The organism is Paenirhodobacter hankyongi (assembly GCF_003664585.1).
Lineage (GTDB): Bacteria > Pseudomonadota > Alphaproteobacteria > Rhodobacterales > Rhodobacteraceae > Rhodobacter > Rhodobacter hankyongi.
Window position 1 is genome coordinate 166,931 of record NZ_RCHI01000006.1, and the last position, 17,623, is coordinate 184,553.

A 17,623-nucleotide genomic window follows, 5' to 3' on the forward strand; every position below is an offset into this window, starting at 1 on the left:
CGGGATGCGAACGGGGGGCTTTTTCCTGGCAGAAATACTTGGGCCCTCAGCCGGCTGCGCTGCCCTGCGGCGCGATGAGCCGGGCGAGCACGCCTTGCCGGGTGATCCGGCGCCCGCCCTCGATCGCCACGGCATCGACGGCGCAAAGCTGCTCCATCACCGTCTTCACCGGCGTGTCGGGCGAAAGCGGTGTGCCCTCGGCCGGGCCCGGCTCGGCCAGGTCATCGGCGGTCAGCACGCCCAGCGGGTTCATGTGCGCGACGAAATCGGCAACGTAATCGTCGACCGGGTTGGCGATGATCTCGTGCGCGGTGCCGCATTGCACGATCCGCCCGCCCTCCATCAGCGCGATCCGGTTGCCGAGCTTGAACGCCTCGTCGAGGTCGTGGCTGACGAAGATGATGGTGCGGTGCAGTTTCGCCTGCAGCTCGAGCAGTTCATCCTGCAGCTTCGCCCGGATCAGCGGATCGAGCGCCGAGAAGGGTTCGTCCATCAGGAGAATCGGCGCCTCGGTGGCGAAGGCGCGGGCAAGGCCCACGCGCTGCTGCATGCCGCCCGAAAGCTCGCCCACCTTGCGGTTCGCCCAGTCCGACAGCCCGACGAGGGCAAGCTGTGCATCGACCTTCGCCTGTCGCTCGGCCGGTTTGATCCCGGCGAGTTCGAGCCCGAGGCCGACATTCTCGCGCACCGTGCGCCAGGGCAGCAGGCCGAATTGCTGGAACACCATCGCGACGCGGGTCAGCCGCAACCGGCGCAGCGTCGCGGCATCGGCATGGGTGACCGAGGTGAGCGTGGTGTCGCCATCGAGGATGCGCACCTCGCCGCGGCAGACCGGGTTCAGGGCGTTCACCGCGCGCAGGAGTGTCGACTTGCCCGAGCCCGAGAGGCCCATCAGCACGAGGATCTCGCCCTCGGCGACCTTCAGCGAGCAATCGTGCACGCCCAGCACCTGGCGCGTGGCGTTCTTCACTTCGGCGCGGCTCTGGCCCGCATCCATCAGCGGCAGCGCCGCCTGAGGCGCGTCGCCGAAGACGATCGAGACCTTGTCGAATTCGACGGCAATGCGACGGGGGGTATCGCTCATTTCCGGGCCTCCCGGCGCAGCATGCGGTCAAGGATGATGGCGACCACGACGATGATGAAGCCCGACTCGAAGCCGAGCGCGGTGTTGACCGAGTTGAGCGCCCGCACGACCGGCACGCCAAGCCCGTTCGCGCCGACGAGGGCGGCGATCACCACCATCGAGAGCGAGAGCATGATCGTCTGGTTCAGCCCCGCCATGATCTGCGGCGTGGCCCAGGGCAGTTCCACCTTCCACAGCACCTGGCGCGGCGTGGCGCCGAAGGCGCGGGCGGCCTCGAGCAGCGACTCGGGCGTCGAGACGACGCCGAGATGGGTCAGCCGGATCGGGGCCGGCAGCACGAAGATCACCGTGGCGATCAGCCCGGGCACCATGCCGATGCCGAAGAACACGATCGCCGGGATCAGATAGACGAAGGTCGGCAGGGTCTGCATCAGGTCGAGCACCGGCTGCAGCGCCTTGAACAGGCGCGGGCGGTGCGCGGCGGCGATGCCGATCGGCACGCCGATCGCCATGCACACGACACAGGCCGACAGCACCAGCGTCAGGCTCTCCATCGTCGCCTTCCAGTAGCCCTGGTTGAGGATGAACAGGAACCCCGCGAAGACCAGCGCGGTGGTGCGCCAGCTGCGCTGCACCAGCCAGGTGATCGCGGTGAACACCCCGGCCACGATCAGCGGATGTGGTGTTTCGAGCACCCACAGGATGCCGTCAATCAGCGCCTGCATCATTGCGGCGAGCGTGTCGAAGAAGCCGCCGGCATTGTCCTTGAGCCAGTCGAAGATGGTCTTCGCCACCTTGCCGACCGGAATCTTGTTGGCTGTAAGCCAATCCATCGCGCGATCTCCCTTCGCCGCGGTTGGATGGAGGGGCCCTTCCGGAGGCCGGAAGGGCCGGCGAGTGCTGCGCTTATTTCAGCGCGCTGGCGACGGCGGCCGTGGCGTCGCCGCCGTCCTTGGTCGTCACGCCGTCGAGCCAGGGGGTCACGACATCGGGATGGGCGGCAAGCCATTCCTTCGCGGCCGCGGCGGGCTCTTCTCCGCCGTCGAGGATCTTGCCCATGATCTCGTTTTCCATCGGCAGCGAGAAGGACAGGTTCTTCAGGAACTTGCCGACGTTCGGGCAGTCCGTGACATAGCCCTTGCGAACGTTGGTGTCGACCACCGCACCGCCGAAATCGGGGCCGAAGAAGTCGTCGCCGCCGGCCAGATAGGTCATCTTGAAATTGGCGTTCATCGGGTGCGGTTCCCAGCCGAGGAAGACCACCGGCTTGCCAGCCTTGTCGGCGCGCGCGACCTGGGCCAGCATCCCCTGTTCCGAGCTTTCGACCAGTTCGAAGCCCTTCAGGTGGAAGGCGTCGCCCTCGAGCATGTCGAGGATCAGCCGGTTGCCGTCATTGCCCGGCTCGATGCCATAGATCTTGCCGTCGAGGTCGGCCTTGTGCGCGGCGAGATCGGCAAAGTCCTTGATCCCGAGCGCGGCGCCCGCGGCATTGGTCGCAAGGGTGTATTTCGCGCCGGTCAGGTTGGTGCGCACCGTCTCGACCGTGCCGTCCTCGCGATAGGGCGCAAGGTCCGCCTCCATCGAGGGCATCCAGTTGCCGAGGAACACATCGACGTCGCCCGAGGCGAGCGCAGAATAGGTCACCGGCACCGAGAGCACCTTGATGTCGGTCTCGTAGCCGAGCGCCTGCAGCACGGTGGTCGCAACGGCGGTCGTCGAGGTGATGTCGGTCCAGCCGACATCCGAGAAGGTCACCTTGTCGCAACCCGCAGCCACGGCGCCCGAGGCAAGGGCGAGCGTGGCGGTGCCGGCCAGAAGAAGGGAACGAAGGATCATGTTGGTCTCCCGTTGGTAGCCCAGATTCAGGGTCAGGCGTTTTTGTTGATTGACGAGTCAATAAACTTGCCTGTAGCTCCGGATGGCAAGGACTTTTTTCAAGGTGGGTCGCAAACCATGCCGAAGCTGGGGGCAGAGCCTATTCGACGGGCAGCACTGGTGAAAGCCACGATCGAGACGGTGGGCGAGGCGGGCTCGCTTGAAGTCACGGTCGCGCAGATCGCGCGGCGGGCGGGGATGAGCTCGGCGCTGGCGCATCATTACTTCGGCTCGAAGGAACAGATCTTCCTTGCCGCGATGCGCTCGATCCTGACGCTCTATGGCGCCGAGGTGCGCGGGGCGCTCTCGACCGCGACGACGGCCGAGAGCCGGCTGCGCGCGATCGTCTCGGGCAGCTTCGCACCGGGCAGCTTCCGCCGCGAGACGATCTCGGCCTGGCTGAACTTCTACGTTCTGGCGCAGACCCTGCCCGAGGCGCACCGGCTGCTGCGGGTCTATCAGCGCCGTCTGCGCTCGAACCTGCGCCACGAGCTGCGCCCGCTGGTGGGCGCGCGGGCCGAGGCGGTGGCGCGCGGTCTGGGCGCGCTGATCGACGGCGTCTATATCCGCGCGGCGCTGGCCGACGGCGCGCCGGACCGGGCCTATGCCCTGAAAATCGTTACGGAATATCTGGATCGTGAACTGGAGGTGCGGGGATGAAGGCACAACCGAAGGCAAGCCATTTCGTCAATGGCGACTGGCTCGAGGACACGGCCGGGGCGCCGATCGAGGTGATCTATCCGGGCACCGGCGAGGTCATCGCGCGGCTGCATGCGGCGACGCCTGCGGTGCTCGAGGCGGCGATTGCGGGCGCGGTCGCGGCGCAGGCAGACTGGGGCCGGCGCCGTCCCATCGAGCGGGCGCGGGTGCTGATGAAGGCGGTCGAGATCATCCGCGCGCGGGGCGAGGAGCTGGCGCTCCTCGAGACCCTCGACACCGGCAAGCCGATCCAGGAAACGCGCGTCGCCGACTGGCCCTCGGGCGCCGATGCGCTCGAATATTTCGCCGGGCTCGCGCCCACGGTGACCGGCGAGACGATCCCGCTGGGTGGTGATTTCGCCTATACGATTCGCGAGCCACTGGGTGTGTGCGCGGGCATCGGCGCATGGAATTACCCCAGCCAGATTGCCTGTTGGAAAGCCGCGCCGGCGCTCGCGCTTGGCAATGCGATGGTGTTCAAACCCTCGGAAGTCACGCCGCTCGGCGCGCTGAAACTTGCCGAGATTTTGATCGAGGCCGGGATGCCCGCGGGTCTCTTCAACGTCGTGCAGGGGCGCGGCGAGGTCGGCGCGGCGCTGGCGACCGATTCGCGAATCGCCAAGGTCTCGCTCACCGGCTCGGTGCCGACCGGGGCCACGGTCTATGCCGCGGCGGCCGCCGGGATGAAGCACGTGACGATGGAGCTGGGCGGCAAGTCGCCGCTGATCGTCTTCGAGGACGCCGATCTCGACAGCGCGGTGGGCGCCGCGATGCTGGGGAATTTCTATTCCTCGGGGCAGATCTGCTCGAACGGCACGCGGGTCTTCGTGCAGCGCTCGGTGAAGGAGGCGTTCCTGAGCCGGCTCGCCGCGCGCACGGCGAAGATCGTCGCCGGCGATCCGCTGGCCGAGGACACGCAGTTCGGGCCGCTGGTCTCGGCCGCGCAGCACGAGAAGGTGCTGGGCTATATCGAGAAGGCCAGGGCCGAGGGCGCGCGGCTCGTCTGCGGCGGGTCCGCCGGCAACGAGGGGCCGCTTTTCGTGCAGCCCACCGTTTTCGCCGATGTCACCGACGCGATGACGCTCGCGCGCGAGGAGGTCTTCGGCCCGGTGATGGCGGTGCTTGATTTCGAGACCGAGGACGAGGTGATCGCGCGCGCGAACGGCACCGAATTCGGGCTGGCGGCGGGGGTCTTCACTGCCGATCTCGCCCGCGGGCATCGGGTGATCGGGCAGCTTCAGGCCGGCACCTGCTGGATCAACGCCTACAACCTGACCCCGGTCGAGATGCCCTTCGGGGCGGTCAAGGCTTCGGGCCTCGGGCGCGAGAACTCGCGTGCGGCGGTCGAGCATTACACCCAGGTGAAAGCGGTCTACGTCGGCACCGGGCCGGTCGACAGCCCCTATTGAGCGGTGGCCCGGGACGGGGACGTCCGGGGGCGCCGCCCCCGGGCCCCCGAGGTATTTCGGGCAAGATGAACAGGGGCCCCGGGCCCGGAGGGATGCGTGATGGAAGCGGATTATGTGATCGTCGGGGCGGGCTCGGGTGGTTCGGCGCTGGCCTACCGGCTGACCGAAGCCGGGCACAAGGTGGTGATCGTCGAGCATGGCGGCTCGGACGCGGGGCCGTTCATCCAGATGCCGGCGGCGCTGTCCTATCCGATGAACATGGCGCTCTATGACTGGGGCATGAAGAGCGAGCCCGAGCCGGGCCTTGGCAACCGGTCGCTGGTGACGCCGCGCGGCAAGGTGATCGGCGGCTCGTCCTCGATCAACGGCATGGTCTTCGTGCGCGGGCACGCCTGCGATTTCGACCATTGGGCGGAGAGCGGCGCGACGGGGTGGAGCTATGCCGACGTGCTGCCCTATTTCAAGCGCATGGAAAACTGGCATGGCGGCGATGACGGCGGCGATGCCGCCTGGCGCGGCCATTCCGGGCCGCTGCATGTCACCCGTGGCCCGCGTGCAAATCCGCTCTTCGGCGCCTTCGTCGAGGCGGGCGCGCAGGCGGGCTATCCGGTGACCGGTGATTACAACGGCCGTCAGCAGGAAGGCTTCGGCGCGATGGAGGCGACGATCTGGCAGGGGCGGCGCTGGTCGGCGGCCAATGCCTATCTGCGCCCGGCGCTGAAGGGCGGCAATCTGACCATCCTGCGCGGCCTTGCCCGGCGCGTGGTGATCGAGGACGGGCGCGCCGTGGGCGTCGAATACGAGCGCGGCGGCAAGGTCGAGGTGCTGCGCGCGCGCGCCGAGGTGGTGCTGGCGGCAAGCTCGCTCAACACGCCGAAGCTCTTGATGCTGTCGGGCATCGGGCCGGCGGCGCATCTGGCCGGGCACGGCATTGCGGTGGTGGCGGACCGGCCCGGTGTGGGGGCGAACCTGCAAGACCACCTCGAGGTCTACATGCAGTTCGCAGCAAAACAGCCGGTGACGCTTTACAAATACTGGAACCTCTGGGGCAAGGCGGCGATCGGCGCGCAATGGCTTTTGACGAAGCGCGGTCTCGGCGCCTCGAACCAGTTCGAGGCCTGCGGCTTCATCCGCTCGGACGCCGGGGTGAAATACCCCGACATCCAGTATCACTTCCTGCCGATCGCGGTGCGCTATGACGGGCGCGCGGCGGCCGAGGGGCATGGCTTCCAGGTCCATGTCGGGCCGATGCGGTCGAAGTCGCGCGGGGCGGTCACCCTGCGCTCGGCCGATCCGCGCGAGAACCCGGTGATCCGCTTCAATTACATGTCGCACCCCGACGACTGGGCCGAATTCCGCAAGTGCATCCGCCTGACGCGCGAGATCTTCGCCCAGCCGGCGATGGCCGGTCATGTGAAGCACGAGATCCAGCCGGGACGGGCCGTCGCCTCGGATGACGAGATCGACGGCTTCATCCGCGAACATGCCGAGAGCGCCTTCCACCCCTGCGGCACGGCGCGGATGGGGCGGGCGGACGACCCGATGGCGGTGGTCGATCCGGAGGGGCGGGTGATCGGCGTGCGGGGCCTGCGCGTCGCCGACAGCTCGGTCTTCCCGCGCATCACCAACGGCAACCTGAACGGGCCCTCGATCATGACCGGCGAGAAGATGGCCGATCACATCTTGGGGCGGCGCCTTCCCGCCGAGAATCTCGAACCCTGGGTCAACCCCGCCTGGGGCCACGCGCAGCGGTAAGGTGGCCCACAGGATCTGGCTTGCATCCCGGGGGCGTTCCGCCATATCTGGGGCATGTTCAGGTTTTGTTTACTCCTTGCCCTCTGCGCGGGACCGGCTTTCGGGGCGATGCTCGACGGCCCGGTGCGGGTGATCGACGGCGACACGCTGGAGATTTCCGGCGAGCGGGTGCGGCTTTTCGGCATCGATGCGCCCGAGCATGACCAGCGCTGCACCGATGCGGCCGGCCGGCCCTGGGCCTGTGGCACACGCGCGACCGAGGCACTGCGCGACCTGGTCCAGGGCCGGGCCGTGCGCTGTTCGGGCGAGGAGCAGGACCGCTACGGCCGGCTTGTGGCGCGCTGCACCGTCGCCGGGCGCGACCTTGGCGCGGAGATGGTGCGTGACGGCATGGCCTTCGCCTATCGCCGCTATTCGCTCGATTACGTCGCCGAGGAGGGGCGGGCGAAGGCGGCCCGGCGCGGGATCTGGGCCGGTGCGGCCGAGAACCCCGCCGCGGTGCGCGCGGGCGCCCGGCCGGTGCAGGCGGCGCCCAAGGACTGCGCGATCAAGGGCAACATCTCGTCGCGCGGGCGGATCTATCACCTGCCGGACGACCGCAGCTATGCCAGGACCCGGATCAACACTGCGACGGGCGAGCGCTGGTTCTGCACCGAGGCCGAGGCACGCGCCGCGGGCTGGCGCCACGCCGGCGACTGAGGCACCGCGACGGCGGCGTGGACAAGGGCCGCGCCGCAGCGCAGAGTTGCCGGACGTCGTTTCGGGAGACTGTCATGGATGCAAAGCTGCGCGCGCTGGCCGAGCGCCTTCTGGGCAAGCCGGTCGAGGCGCTGAGCGAGCGCGACCGGCGCGTGTTGAAGCGGGTGGCCGAGAAGGCGACGATCTCGCGCGATCTGAGCGTCGAGCACGGCAGCCTTGGCGAGCGCGTCGCCGACCGGGTGGCGGCCTTCGGCGGCTCCTGGACCTTCATCTTCATCTTCCTCGGGTGCCTCGTGGCCTGGGTGGTGCTGAACGCGGTGCTGCTGATGGCGCCGCCCGACCCTTACCCCTTCGTCTTCCTGAACCTGATCCTGTCGATGGTCGCGGCCTTTCAGGCGCCGGTGATCATGATGTCGCAAAACCGTCAGGCCGAGAAGGACCGCGAGGCGGCGGCGCATGACTATGAGGTGAACCTGAAATCCGAGCTCGAGATCATGCGGCTGCACGAGAAGATCGACGACATGCGGATGGTGGCGATCGAGGGGCGGTTCAAGGAACTCGAGGGGCGACTCGACGAGATTGCCGCGGCGTTGCGCAATCCGCCGCAGGTTTGACCCGGGTCAAGGCGGGGCGGGCGCTTTCCGGCTAGGGTTCTCGTGACTTTAAGAGAGGGAGAGGCCAGATGTCCAACACGCCGCACACGCTGCAGGAAGAATTCCCCTTCGCGATCGAGAAGCTGCGCGCGCTCAAGGGCGCGGACCCGCGCTTTGCGAAGCTGCTCGAGGATTATGACGCGATCAATGACCGTGTGCACCGCGCGGAAACCCATGTCGATGCGATGGACGAGCTGGCCGAGGTGGCGCTGCGCAAGCAGCGTGCCGCGATCAAGGACGAGATCGCGCGGGCGCTGGCCTTGGCCGACGTCTGAGACGACGGGCTGGCGAAACGGCAAGGCCCCGGGGAAGCCCGGGGCCTTTTCCGTCAGGCGATGTCATAGGGCAGCAGGCCGCGCCGGTCCGGGTCGACGCGCAGCCGCCGTTCCAGCGGCGGCACCGAGCGCTGGTGGCAATCCTTGCGCTCGCAGATCCGGCAGGAAATGCCGATCGGCTGATAGGCGCGGGGGTTCGTCAGTTCCATGTCGTCGGCATAGACGAGGCCGCGGGCATGGCTGACCTCGCAGCCAAGGCAGATCGCATAGCGCCGCACCGGCGCGGTGAAGGAGCCGCCGGGTTTCGACACGTCGCGCGCCAGGCACAGATAGCGCACGCCGTCGGGGGTCTCGGCAAGCTGGCGCAGGAAGCGGGTCGGCGTCTCGAAGGCCTGGTGCACGTTCCACAGCGGGCAGGCGCCGCCGAAGCGGGCGAATTGCAGCCGTGTCGCCGAGTGGCGCTTGGTGATCGTGCCGGCCTGATCGACGCGGACGAAGAAGAAGGGGATCCCCTTCGCGCCCGGCCGCTGCAGCGTCGAGAGCCGGTGCGCCACCTGCTCGATCGAGGCGCCGAAGATGTCGGCGAGGCGCTCGAGGTCGTGGCGGGTCTCCTGCGCGGCCTCGAGGAAGGCGCGGTAGGGCATCAGCGCGGCGCCGGCGAAATAGTTCGCCAGCCCGATCTTGGCGATGGCGCGCGAGGTTTCGGACTGGAAGCGCGCAAGGTCGAGCGTGGCGTCGATCAGCTCGTTCTGGGTGATGAGCGCGACCTGATGCAAAAGCTGGAAGGCCTGGGTCGGGCGCCCGGCATGGGAGGAGATGCGCAGCGTTTCGCCTTCGCGGGTGCGCAGGGCCGAAATGTCGGAAAACTGCACGTCGACGCCACGCTTCGCCAGCACCTCGATGGCCCGGGAAATCGGGTCCATCCTGTTGCCGCCGGGGCAGGAAAAGCGTTCCGCCGCGCGGTCGACCGCATCGAGGTAATTGTCGCAATAGTGAAAGAAGTCGCGCACCTCTTCCCAGGGGCTTACGACCGTCTGCGCGCCCTCGCGGCCCAGGGCCTCGTCGAGCGAGGCAAGCCGTTCATGCGCCTGCCGATAGGCGCGGTGCAGCTCGAGGAACGAGCGCGCCAGCGCCGGCGCGTTCGAGGCGGCGAGCCGCAGATCGGCGAGCGGCGGGGCGCCATCGGCAAAGACCGGATCGGCGAGCGCCTCGCGCATGTCGCTGACCAGCCGCTCGGCATCGCCCGCCGAGAGCTCGGTCACATCCAGCCCGAACTCGCCCGCCAGCGCCAGCACCACCGTGGCCGAGACCGGGCGGTGGTTGTTCTCCATCTGGTTCAGATAGGGCAGCGAAACGCCCAGCCGGTCGGCGAAGGCCTTCTGCGTCAGACCGAGTCGCGCCCGCGTCTCGCGCAGCTTCACCCCGGCGTAGAGTTTCTGAGTCGCCATCGCGCCCTCCCTTTGCAAAGCGAGTGGTAGCTTTGCAAAACTTCGGCGTCAAATCCCGAGGCGGCGACGGCGGTGATAGACCCAGCCGATCGCCGCGACCGAGCCCGCCGAGCACAGCCCCATCAGCACGACAAGCGGCAGCGCGCCGGTGCCCGGGCCGAGGATCAGCCCCGCGGCCGAGGAAACGATGGCGCCGCCACCGATCGTCAGCGTCGCGCCAAGGCCCGAGGCGGTGCCGGCAAGCTCGGGCCGCACGCTCATCATCCCGGCATTGGCCGAGGGCAGCGACAGCCCGTTGCCGATGCTGGTCAGCCCGACGGTGCCGAAGAAGAGCACCGGGTGGTGCAGGCCCGCCGCCTCGGCGGCAAGCGAGAGCGCGAGAATGGCAGTGGCGAAGGCGGTGCCGATCAGCACCATCCGGTCCATGCCAAGCCGCGTGGCGAAGCGGCCCGAGAGGAAATTGCCGATCACATAGCCGCCCGCGGGCACTGCGAAGAAATAGCCGACTTCGGCCGGGCTGAGCCCGAAGACCTGCGCGCCGACGAAGGGGGCGCCGCCGAGATAGGCGAAATAGACCGCCGAGGCGAGTGCCGCGGACAGGCTATAGCCCCAGAACCGGTGCGAGCGCAGCAGCACCGGATAGCCCGCCAGCTGGTCGCGGAAGGGAACGCCGCCTGCGCTCAGCGTCTCGCCCAGATCGGCCCAGACAAGGGCAAGGGTGAGCGCGCCGAGAACGAAGAGCAGCAGGAAGCTCGACCGCCAGCCGAAGGCGACGTCGAGAAAGCCGCCGACCACCGGCCCGACCATCGGCACCAGCGCCATGCCCATGGTGACATAGCCGATCATCGAGGCCGCCTCGGGCCCCGGGAACATGTCGCGCACGGCGGCACGCGACAGCACGAAGGAGGTGGCGATCACCGCCTGCGCGAAACGCGCGGCCAGGAAGGTCTCGGCCGAGGGCGCCAGAAGCGTGCCGAGCGAGGCGAGGGTGAAGACGGCATAGACCGCGAGCAGCACCCGGCGCCGGCCGAAGCGGTCGGAGATCGGCCCGATCACCAGTTGCAGGAGCGCCGAGACCCCGAGATAGGCCGAGACGGCGAGCTGCATCACCGCGTAATCCACGCCGAAATGCTGCGCCATGCCGGTCAGCGAGGGCAGGAACACGTTCATGCTGAGCGCGGCAAGCCCGGAGACAAGCACGAGGGTGACGATCTGGGGCGGGGAGCGACGGTTCAGAAAGGCCATGGCTCAGCGCTAGGGGCCGGGGCGGGCTTTGTCCATCGCGGAAATGTGTCGGCACAAGAGCCGGGTGCGGGGCAGGGGCGCTCAGCTGCGGCCGGTGAAGATCACCGCGACGCCCGCGACGATCAGCACGAAGCCCGCGACGGTGCGCCAGGTGATCGCCTCGCCCAGCCAGACGGCGTTGAACAGCACGAAGATGGTGAGCGAGATCACCTCCTGGATGGTCTTCAGCTGCGCCGCCGACAGGGCGCCATAGCCGATCCGGTTCGCCGGCACCTGCAGCAGGTATTCGAAGAAGGCGATGCCCCAGCTGACCAGAATCGCGACGATCAGTGGCGCCGACTTGAAACGCAGATGGCCATACCAGGCGACCGTCATGAACAGGTTCGAGGCGGTGAGCAGAAGCACGGTGATGAGCGGAGCGGGAAGCGACATGGCGGACCTGCGACGAGGGGAGACAGCTCGGCTTAGCGCGCCGCGGCCGCTCTCGCCAGAGCCTTTGCAGCGGCGGAGAGCGATGTGCAAGCAAGGGGTTGCATGTCCTTTCCGGCAGGATCACCTTGCGTCAGGTCGAAGCGGAAGGCGGGAGGAGTCGGCGCCGAAATTCGCGAATATGCAATTCGCACGCAAGGCGCTGCCAACAATTTGCAAATTTTCGCAAATCCGCTTTGTAATAATCTTGCGCAAGTATAGGGTGCGCCAAACGTCGGAGGGGACCCCATGAAAGATATCCTGAGCGAGCTTGAAGATCGGCGCGCGGCTGCGCGTCTTGGCGGCGGGCAGCGCCGCATCGACGCCCAGCACAAGAAGGGCAAGCTGACCGCGCGCGAGCGTATCGAACTGCTGCTGGACGAAGGCTCGTTCGAAGAATTCGACATGTTCAAGACGCACCGCTGCACCGAGTTCGGCATGGAAGCCGATCACGTCTCGGGCGACGGCGTGGTCACCGGCTGGGGCACGGTGAACGGCCGCATGGTCTATGTCTTCTCGCAGGACTTCACCGTGTTCGGCGGTTCGCTCTCCGAAACCCACGCCGAGAAGATCTGCAAGATCATGGACATGGCGCTGCAGAACGGCGCGCCGGTGATCGGCATGAACGATTCGGGCGGTGCCCGCATCCAGGAAGGCGTCGCCTCGCTCGCGGGCTATGCCGAGGTCTTCCAGAAGAACATCATGGCCTCGGGCGTGGTGCCGCAGATCTCGCTGATCATGGGGCCTTGCGCCGGTGGCGCGGTCTATTCGCCGGCGATGACCGACTTCATCTTCATGGTGAAGGACTCGTCCTACATGTTCGTGACCGGCCCCGACGTGGTGAAGACCGTGACGAACGAGATCGTCACCGCCGAGGAACTGGGCGGCGCCTCGACCCATACCCGCAAGAGCTCGGTCGCCGACGGCGCCTATGAGAACGACGTCGAGGCGATCGCCGAGACCCGCCGCCTGATCGACTTCCTGCCGCTGTCGAACCGCGAGAAGGCGCCGGTGCGTCCCTTCTTCGACGACGTGAAGCGCGTCGAGGAAAGCCTCGACACCCTGATCCCGGCGAACCCGAACCAGCCCTACGACATGAAGGAACTGATCCTGAAGATCGCCGACGAGGGCGATTTCTTCGAGATCCAGAAGGATTACGCCGGCAACATCATCACCGGCTTCATCCGCATCGAGGGCCAGACCGTGGGCGTCGTCGCGAACCAGCCGATGGTTCTGGCGGGCTGCCTCGACATCGACAGCAGCCGCAAGGCCGCGCGTTTCGTGCGCTTCTGCGATGCGTTCGAGATCCCGATCCTGACCTTCGTCGACGTGCCCGGCTTCCTGCCCGGCACCGGCCAGGAATATGGCGGCGTCATCAAGCACGGCGCGAAGCTGCTCTTCGCCTATGGCGAGGCGACCGTGCCGAAGGTCACCGTCATCACCCGCAAGGCCTATGGCGGTGCCTATGACGTGATGGCCTCGAAGCACCTGCGCGGTGACTTCAACTATGCCTGGCCGACCGCCGAAATCGCGGTGATGGGCGCCAAGGGCGCGGTCGAGATCCTCTATCGTTCGGAACTGGGCGATGCCGAGAAGATCGCGGCGCGCACCAAGGATTACGAGGACCGCTTCGCGAACCCCTTCGTGGCGGCCGAGCGTGGCTTCATCGACGAGGTGATCCAGCCGCATTCGACCCGTCGTCGCGTCGCCCGGGCCTTCGCCTCGCTGCGCTCGAAGAAGCTCGCGAATCCCTGGAAAAAGCACGACAACATTCCGCTCTGAGGGGCGCGGAATGGGGCGCGTGGCCGGGCAGATGCGACGCCTGAGCAGGGTGGCAGCCGTCATCCTGACCGGGATCGCGCTTGCCCGGCCCGCCTCCGCCGGGGCGGCGGGGGAGGGTGCGCCGGTTCCGGTGCCTTCCGGCGAGGAGGTGCACTGGATCGAGACGATCCGGGATTCGCAGGGGCCCGCCGGGCTGACCCTTCGGTTCCGCTTTCTCGCTCCCGCCATCGGGGGCGAGAACCCGATCTCGCAGGAGGCGGCCCAGGCGGACATGCAGGCGTTGTGCGACGGATTCGCGCTGTCTCGCGTGCCTGAAACCGGACCGACGCCGGCGCAGATCATCATCAGCCTGTCGGACCGGCTTGTCCCCTTCGGGGAGACCGACGACGACGCGGTGCAGTATTTCGAGGCCTATTCCATTGAGGACGGGGCCTGTGTTTGGGAGTTGTTCTGATGCGTGGCGGGAGGAGCCGGAAAGCAGGGCAGGGGGCGGGCGCGCTGGCGCCGCGCCGCGTGCCGGCGTGCCGCGTGGCTTTTCCGCATCGGGATGATGCGGCCGTGCCACAGCGGCCGCAGATTGCATCTTGCCACTTCTTCGCCCTGAAAACGCAAGATATTGTGACTCGGGGCCGGAATCATCCGGCTCTTGGCATGATCGGGGAAAAGGAACCGCGGGAGATTTCGCCGCGGCAGCTCCAGCCCCATTGGAGAACAAAATGTCGAAAGCTCTCATCGCTGTTGCTCTGCTCGCCTTCGTCGCCGCCTGCGCCCCGAAGACCGAGCCGGCCGCTCCGGCCGTCACGACCGAACCGACCTACACCGGCAAGTACAAGTGATCTGATCCGGGGGCGGGGCGCCGCTGCCGCCCCCGGCTTTTCGCGGGTCGCCGCCCTGGCCTTGCGCCGCGGCGACCTGCTGCCCTCCCGTTGCGTGTTGCAACGGTTGCCTTCGGGCCCGCGGACGTGCGAACTGATCCGTCAGGAGGGCAGAACATGCTGAAACATCGCGGATTTCCCGGGCGTTTGCCCGGCACCGACTATCACTTCACGATCCGGCGGGCGAACAAGGAAGGCCCGACGAAGATCGTGCGGCGCGAACGCTACAAGGATCGCGCCCCGGCCGACCGCCGGGCCGACGCGGGCTTCATGGCCGCGCTGTGGGACTATTTCGGCGAGGAACCCTTCGAGCGCGGCAATCTCGACGCCGGCCGGCTGAGCTGGCTGATCGGGCGCGAGGTCGTGGCCGCCGAGGAACCCTTCGACCCGGCGTCCTATGACCAGCTGCTGCAGATCGACGTGAAACGCGCGCAGGCCTCGTTCCCCGAGGTCTTCTCCGATCCCGACGCGTTCAGCTGGGACGCGGACGACGAGGAGGACGACTGGGCATGAACACGCCGCTCCTTCCGCACCATGGGCAGCTTGCCGCCGACCGGCTTTTCGCCGGGCGGAATGGCTTTGCCAAAGCCGTGCGGGCGGCGCAGTCTGGTCCCATGGCCGGCCCCCGTTTCCAGGCGGGTGACCGGCCTCACATCCCCACCCTTTCCTTGACGTCGCGGTTCGGCCTTGCGGCCGGACCGCACCCCCGTTTCCGCGCCGATCGGCGCCGCCTTGCCGATGCCGACGCGCATCGGCGGTGGCTTGCCGATCGGGCAGAGGGGCGGCGCGAATTGCACTTTTCTTCACATCGGGCTGCGCTAGGTTCCGTCGCAATAACAACCCCCGATGGAGGCAGTGTTCCGACATGCGCAAATCCCCGATTCTTCTCGCCCTGCTCGCTGGTGCCGCTCTGGCCGGCTGCATGGAAACCGACGGCCAGCGCGCCCTTGCCGGCGCCGCGGCGGGTGCCGTCGTCGCCGATGCGACCGACAACAACGCGATCGCCGGTGCGGCGATCGGCGCGGCCGGCGGTGCGCTGTGCGACGACATGGGCCTGTGCAACAAGCGCGGCTACTGAGACCATTCTGACGGCCCGCCCCGGCGCGGCCGCTCGACGCCATCCGACCAGCAATGCCACCGGGGGACAGCCCCCGGTGGCATTGTGCGTTCTCGGGGATCACATCACCAATCATGTTGAGAAGGCGCGGAACGATTTCCCGCGCCTGGAGGGAAGGGACTGACATGTTCAAGAAAATCCTGATCGCAAACCGCGGCGAGATCGCCTGCCGCGTGATCAAGACGGCGCGCAAGATGGGGATCAAGACGGTTGCCGTCTATTCCGACGCCGACGCGAACGCGCTGCACGTGAAGATGGCCGACGAGGCGGTGCATATCGGCCCGTCGCCGGCGAACCAGTCCTATATCGTGATCGACAAGATCATGGACGCGATCCGCAAGACCGGCGCCGAAGCGGTGCACCCGGGCTATGGCTTCCTGTCCGAGAACATGAAATTCGCCGAGGCGCTGGAGAAGGAAGGCGTCGTCTTCATCGGGCCGCCCTCGGGCGCGATCGAGGCGATGGGCGACAAGATCACCTCGAAGAAACTGGCCAAGGAAGCCGGCGTCTCGACCGTTCCGGGCTACATGGGGCTCATTGCCGACGCCGAGGAAGCGGTGAAGATCTCGAACGAGATCGGCTATCCGGTGATGATCAAGGCCTCGGCCGGCGGCGGCGGCAAGGGCATGCGCATCGCCTGGAACGAGCAGGAAGCCCGCGAAGGCTTTGAAAGCTCGAAGAACGAGGCCGCGTCGAGCTTCGGCGACGACCGCATCTTCATCGAGAAGTTCGTGACCCAGCCGCGCCACATCGAGATCCAGGTGCTCGGCGACAAGCACGGCAACTGCGTCTATCTGCACGAGCGCGAATGCTCGATCCAGCGCCGCAACCAGAAGGTCATCGAAGAGGCGCCCTCGCCCTTCCTCGACCCGGCGACGCGCAAGGCGATGGGCGAGCAGGCCGTGGCGCTGGCGAAGGCCGTGGGCTACACCTCGGCCGGCACCGTGGAATTCATCGTCGACGGGCACAAGAACTTCTACTTCCTCGAGATGAACACCCGTCTGCAGGTGGAACATCCGGTCACCGAGCTGATCACCGGCATCGACCTGGTCGAGCAGATGATCAACGTCGCCTATGGCCGCGAGCTGCCGTTCAAGCAGACCGACCTGAAGATCAACGGCTGGGCGATGGAAAGCCGGCTCTATGCCGAAGACCCCTATCGCAAGTTCCTGCCGTCGATCGGCCGTCTGACCCAGTACCGCCCGCCGGTCGAGGGCCCGACGCCGCGCGGTGGCATCGTGCGCAACGACACCGGCGTGTTCGAGGGCGGCGAGATCTCGATGTATTACGACCCGATGATCGCCAAGCTCTGCACCTGGGCGCCGACGCGTCTCGAGGCGATCGAGGAGATGCGGCTTGCGCTCGACACCTTCGAAGTCGAGGGCATCGGTCACAACCTGCCCTTCGTCGCGGCGGTGATGGACCATGACCGCTTCATCAAGGGCAACATCACCACCGCCTTCATCGCCGAGGAATATCCGGACGGCTTCCACGGCGTCGAGCTCGACGAGGAAACGCTGCGCAACGTGGCAGCGGCGGTCGCGGCGATGAACCGCGTCACCGAAATCCGCCAGACCCGGATCTCGGGCACGCTCGGCAACCACGAGCGCAAGGTCGGCGACGAATGGGTGGTGACGCTGCAGGGCCGCGAATACCATCTGAACGTGGCGGCGGACCGCGACGGCTCGACCATCACCTTCGAGGATGACGGCGGCCACAAGCGCGTCACCTCGGACTGGGTGCCGGGCCATTCGCTCGCCACGCTCGACGTCGGCGGCCACCCGCTGGTGCTGAAGGTCGGGCTGATCCCGATGGGCTTCCGCGTGCGTGTGCGCGGCGCGGATCTGAAGGTGCATATCCGCACCCCGCGCGCCCACGAGCTTGCCCAGCTGATGCCCGAGAAGCTGCCGCCGGACACCTCGAAGTATCTGCTCTGCCCGATGCCCGGCCTGATCGTGAAGATCTCGGTCGCCGAGGGCGAGGAGGTGCAGGAAGGTCAGGCGCTGGCCACCGTCGAGGCGATGAAGATGGAGAACATCCTCAAGGCCGAGCGTGCGGGCGTGGTGAAGAAGATCAACGCGGCGCCCGGCGCCTCGCTCAAGGTCGACGACATCATCATGGAGTTCGAATGATGCAACGGCGGTCGCCGCGGAGGAGGGGGGCCGAGTGCCCCGCCGCCCCGGCGGCCGCCGGCGCATGCGTTCCGACCTGCCGCGGGGCCGCAAGGCCCCCGGCGTCA

General features: G+C 67.5%; 17 protein-coding genes. 11 read left to right on the top strand and 6 right to left on the bottom strand.

Annotated elements, in window-relative coordinates; all coding sequences use genetic code 11:
- Positions 1-46: 46 nt before the first annotated feature.
- The 3 genes from choV to choX all read right to left on the bottom strand — a co-directional run bounded on the left by choV (position 47) and on the right by choX (position 2,920).
- A complete protein-coding gene (gene choV / locus DYS74_RS08575; protein WP_121532849.1) occupies positions 47-1,084 on the bottom strand; it encodes a choline ABC transporter ATP-binding protein in 1,038 nt (345 codons plus the stop codon).
- Complete coding sequence (choW, locus tag DYS74_RS08580) at positions 1,081-1,917, bottom strand: choline ABC transporter permease subunit (protein WP_121532851.1); 837 nt, start codon at positions 1,915-1,917, stop codon at positions 1,081-1,083. Before choW ends, choV begins: the two co-directional genes overlap by 4 nt.
- A 73-nt stretch (positions 1,918-1,990) precedes the next feature.
- Positions 1,991-2,920: a choline ABC transporter substrate-binding protein gene (gene choX, locus DYS74_RS08585; protein ID WP_121532853.1), complete on the bottom strand. Its 930-nt coding sequence runs from the start codon at positions 2,918-2,920 to the stop codon at positions 1,991-1,993.
- Between the two features lie 117 nt (positions 2,921-3,037).
- Between choX and betI the strand changes: the two genes are divergently transcribed.
- The 6 genes from betI to DYS74_RS08615 all read left to right on the top strand — a co-directional run bounded on the left by betI (position 3,038) and on the right by DYS74_RS08615 (position 8,449).
- Positions 3,038-3,619, top strand: coding sequence for a choline-binding transcriptional repressor BetI (gene betI, locus DYS74_RS08590; protein ID WP_121532855.1), 582 nt, complete (start codon positions 3,038-3,040; stop codon positions 3,617-3,619).
- Positions 3,616-5,067 carry a betaine-aldehyde dehydrogenase gene (gene betB, locus DYS74_RS08595; RefSeq protein ID WP_121532857.1) on the top strand — a complete coding sequence of 484 codons (1,452 nt, stop codon included), beginning with the start codon at positions 3,616-3,618 and terminating at the stop codon, positions 5,065-5,067. Before betI ends, betB begins: the two co-directional genes overlap by 4 nt.
- 99 nt (positions 5,068-5,166) lie before the next feature.
- A complete protein-coding gene (gene betA / locus DYS74_RS08600) occupies positions 5,167-6,822 on the top strand; it encodes a choline dehydrogenase (RefSeq protein WP_121532859.1) in 1,656 nt (551 codons plus the stop codon).
- Positions 6,823-6,930: 108 nt separating this feature from the next.
- Positions 6,931-7,521 carry a thermonuclease family protein gene (locus tag DYS74_RS08605; RefSeq protein ID WP_245965237.1) on the top strand — a complete coding sequence of 197 codons (591 nt, stop codon included), beginning with the start codon at positions 6,931-6,933 and terminating at the stop codon, positions 7,519-7,521.
- A gap of 74 nt (positions 7,522-7,595) precedes the next feature.
- Positions 7,596-8,135 carry a DUF1003 domain-containing protein gene (locus DYS74_RS08610; protein WP_121532863.1) on the top strand — a complete coding sequence of 180 codons (540 nt, stop codon included), beginning with the start codon at positions 7,596-7,598 and terminating at the stop codon, positions 8,133-8,135.
- 68 nt (positions 8,136-8,203) lie between these two features.
- The gene (locus tag DYS74_RS08615; protein WP_121532865.1) at positions 8,204-8,449 is read left to right on the top strand and encodes a YdcH family protein; all 246 of its coding nucleotides are present in this window, start codon (positions 8,204-8,206) and stop codon (positions 8,447-8,449) included.
- 53 nt (positions 8,450-8,502) lie between these two features.
- Here the strand turns inward: DYS74_RS08615 and DYS74_RS08620 are convergent, their stop codons facing one another.
- The 3 genes from DYS74_RS08620 to DYS74_RS08630 all read right to left on the bottom strand — a co-directional run bounded on the left by DYS74_RS08620 (position 8,503) and on the right by DYS74_RS08630 (position 11,574).
- Positions 8,503-9,897 carry a helix-turn-helix domain-containing protein gene (locus DYS74_RS08620; RefSeq protein ID WP_121532867.1) on the bottom strand — a complete coding sequence of 465 codons (1,395 nt, stop codon included), beginning with the start codon at positions 9,895-9,897 and terminating at the stop codon, positions 8,503-8,505.
- A 48-nt stretch (positions 9,898-9,945) separates the two neighbouring features.
- Positions 9,946-11,142 (bottom strand): multidrug effflux MFS transporter, encoded by a 1,197-nt coding sequence (locus DYS74_RS08625; RefSeq protein WP_121532869.1) that lies wholly within the window; start codon positions 11,140-11,142, stop codon positions 9,946-9,948.
- A gap of 81 nt (positions 11,143-11,223) precedes the next feature.
- Positions 11,224-11,574: a DMT family protein gene (locus tag DYS74_RS08630; protein ID WP_121532871.1), complete on the bottom strand. Its 351-nt coding sequence runs from the start codon at positions 11,572-11,574 to the stop codon at positions 11,224-11,226.
- A gap of 285 nt (positions 11,575-11,859) precedes the next feature.
- On the opposite strand from DYS74_RS08630, the gene DYS74_RS08635 reads away from it, so the two are divergent.
- From DYS74_RS08635 to DYS74_RS08655, 5 genes are all read left to right on the top strand, one after another.
- A complete protein-coding gene (locus tag DYS74_RS08635; protein ID WP_121532873.1) occupies positions 11,860-13,392 on the top strand; it encodes an acyl-CoA carboxylase subunit beta in 1,533 nt (510 codons plus the stop codon).
- A 10-nt stretch (positions 13,393-13,402) separates the two neighbouring features.
- Positions 13,403-13,846 (top strand): DUF6497 family protein, encoded by a 444-nt coding sequence (locus tag DYS74_RS08640; RefSeq protein WP_245965238.1) that lies wholly within the window; start codon positions 13,403-13,405, stop codon positions 13,844-13,846.
- 538 nt (positions 13,847-14,384) lie between these two features.
- Positions 14,385-14,780: a hypothetical protein gene (locus tag DYS74_RS08645; protein WP_121532875.1), complete on the top strand. Its 396-nt coding sequence runs from the start codon at positions 14,385-14,387 to the stop codon at positions 14,778-14,780.
- A 352-nt stretch (positions 14,781-15,132) separates the two neighbouring features.
- The gene (locus DYS74_RS08650) at positions 15,133-15,345 is read left to right on the top strand and encodes a hypothetical protein (RefSeq protein ID WP_121532877.1); all 213 of its coding nucleotides are present in this window, start codon (positions 15,133-15,135) and stop codon (positions 15,343-15,345) included.
- A gap of 164 nt (positions 15,346-15,509) precedes the next feature.
- Positions 15,510-17,516, top strand: coding sequence for an acetyl-CoA carboxylase biotin carboxylase subunit (locus tag DYS74_RS08655; RefSeq protein ID WP_121532879.1), 2,007 nt, complete (start codon positions 15,510-15,512; stop codon positions 17,514-17,516).
- The last annotated feature ends 107 nt before the right edge of the window (positions 17,517-17,623 follow it).

Coding starts and splice junctions, on each gene's coding strand:
- DYS74_RS08640 (WP_245965238.1), top strand. CDS start 13,403: ATGGGGCGCGTGGCCGGGCAGATGCGACGCCTGAGCAGGGTGGCAGCC.
- DYS74_RS08620 (WP_121532867.1), bottom strand. CDS start 9,897: ATGGCGACTCAGAAACTCTACGCCGGGGTGAAGCTGCGCGAGACGCGG.
- choX (WP_121532853.1), bottom strand. CDS start 2,920: ATGATCCTTCGTTCCCTTCTTCTGGCCGGCACCGCCACGCTCGCCCTT.
- choV (WP_121532849.1), bottom strand. CDS start 1,084: ATGAGCGATACCCCCCGTCGCATTGCCGTCGAATTCGACAAGGTCTCG.
- DYS74_RS08645 (WP_121532875.1), top strand. CDS start 14,385: ATGCTGAAACATCGCGGATTTCCCGGGCGTTTGCCCGGCACCGACTAT.
- betI (WP_121532855.1), top strand. CDS start 3,038: ATGCCGAAGCTGGGGGCAGAGCCTATTCGACGGGCAGCACTGGTGAAA.
- betB (WP_121532857.1), top strand. CDS start 3,616: ATGAAGGCACAACCGAAGGCAAGCCATTTCGTCAATGGCGACTGGCTC.
- DYS74_RS08655 (WP_121532879.1), top strand. CDS start 15,510: ATGTTCAAGAAAATCCTGATCGCAAACCGCGGCGAGATCGCCTGCCGC.
- DYS74_RS08650 (WP_121532877.1), top strand. CDS start 15,133: ATGCGCAAATCCCCGATTCTTCTCGCCCTGCTCGCTGGTGCCGCTCTG.
- DYS74_RS08635 (WP_121532873.1), top strand. CDS start 11,860: ATGAAAGATATCCTGAGCGAGCTTGAAGATCGGCGCGCGGCTGCGCGT.
- DYS74_RS08615 (WP_121532865.1), top strand. CDS start 8,204: ATGTCCAACACGCCGCACACGCTGCAGGAAGAATTCCCCTTCGCGATC.
- DYS74_RS08605 (WP_245965237.1), top strand. CDS start 6,931: ATGCTCGACGGCCCGGTGCGGGTGATCGACGGCGACACGCTGGAGATT.
- DYS74_RS08630 (WP_121532871.1), bottom strand. CDS start 11,574: ATGTCGCTTCCCGCTCCGCTCATCACCGTGCTTCTGCTCACCGCCTCG.
- betA (WP_121532859.1), top strand. CDS start 5,167: ATGGAAGCGGATTATGTGATCGTCGGGGCGGGCTCGGGTGGTTCGGCG.
- choW (WP_121532851.1), bottom strand. CDS start 1,917: ATGGATTGGCTTACAGCCAACAAGATTCCGGTCGGCAAGGTGGCGAAG.
- DYS74_RS08610 (WP_121532863.1), top strand. CDS start 7,596: ATGGATGCAAAGCTGCGCGCGCTGGCCGAGCGCCTTCTGGGCAAGCCG.
- DYS74_RS08625 (WP_121532869.1), bottom strand. CDS start 11,142: ATGGCCTTTCTGAACCGTCGCTCCCCGCCCCAGATCGTCACCCTCGTG.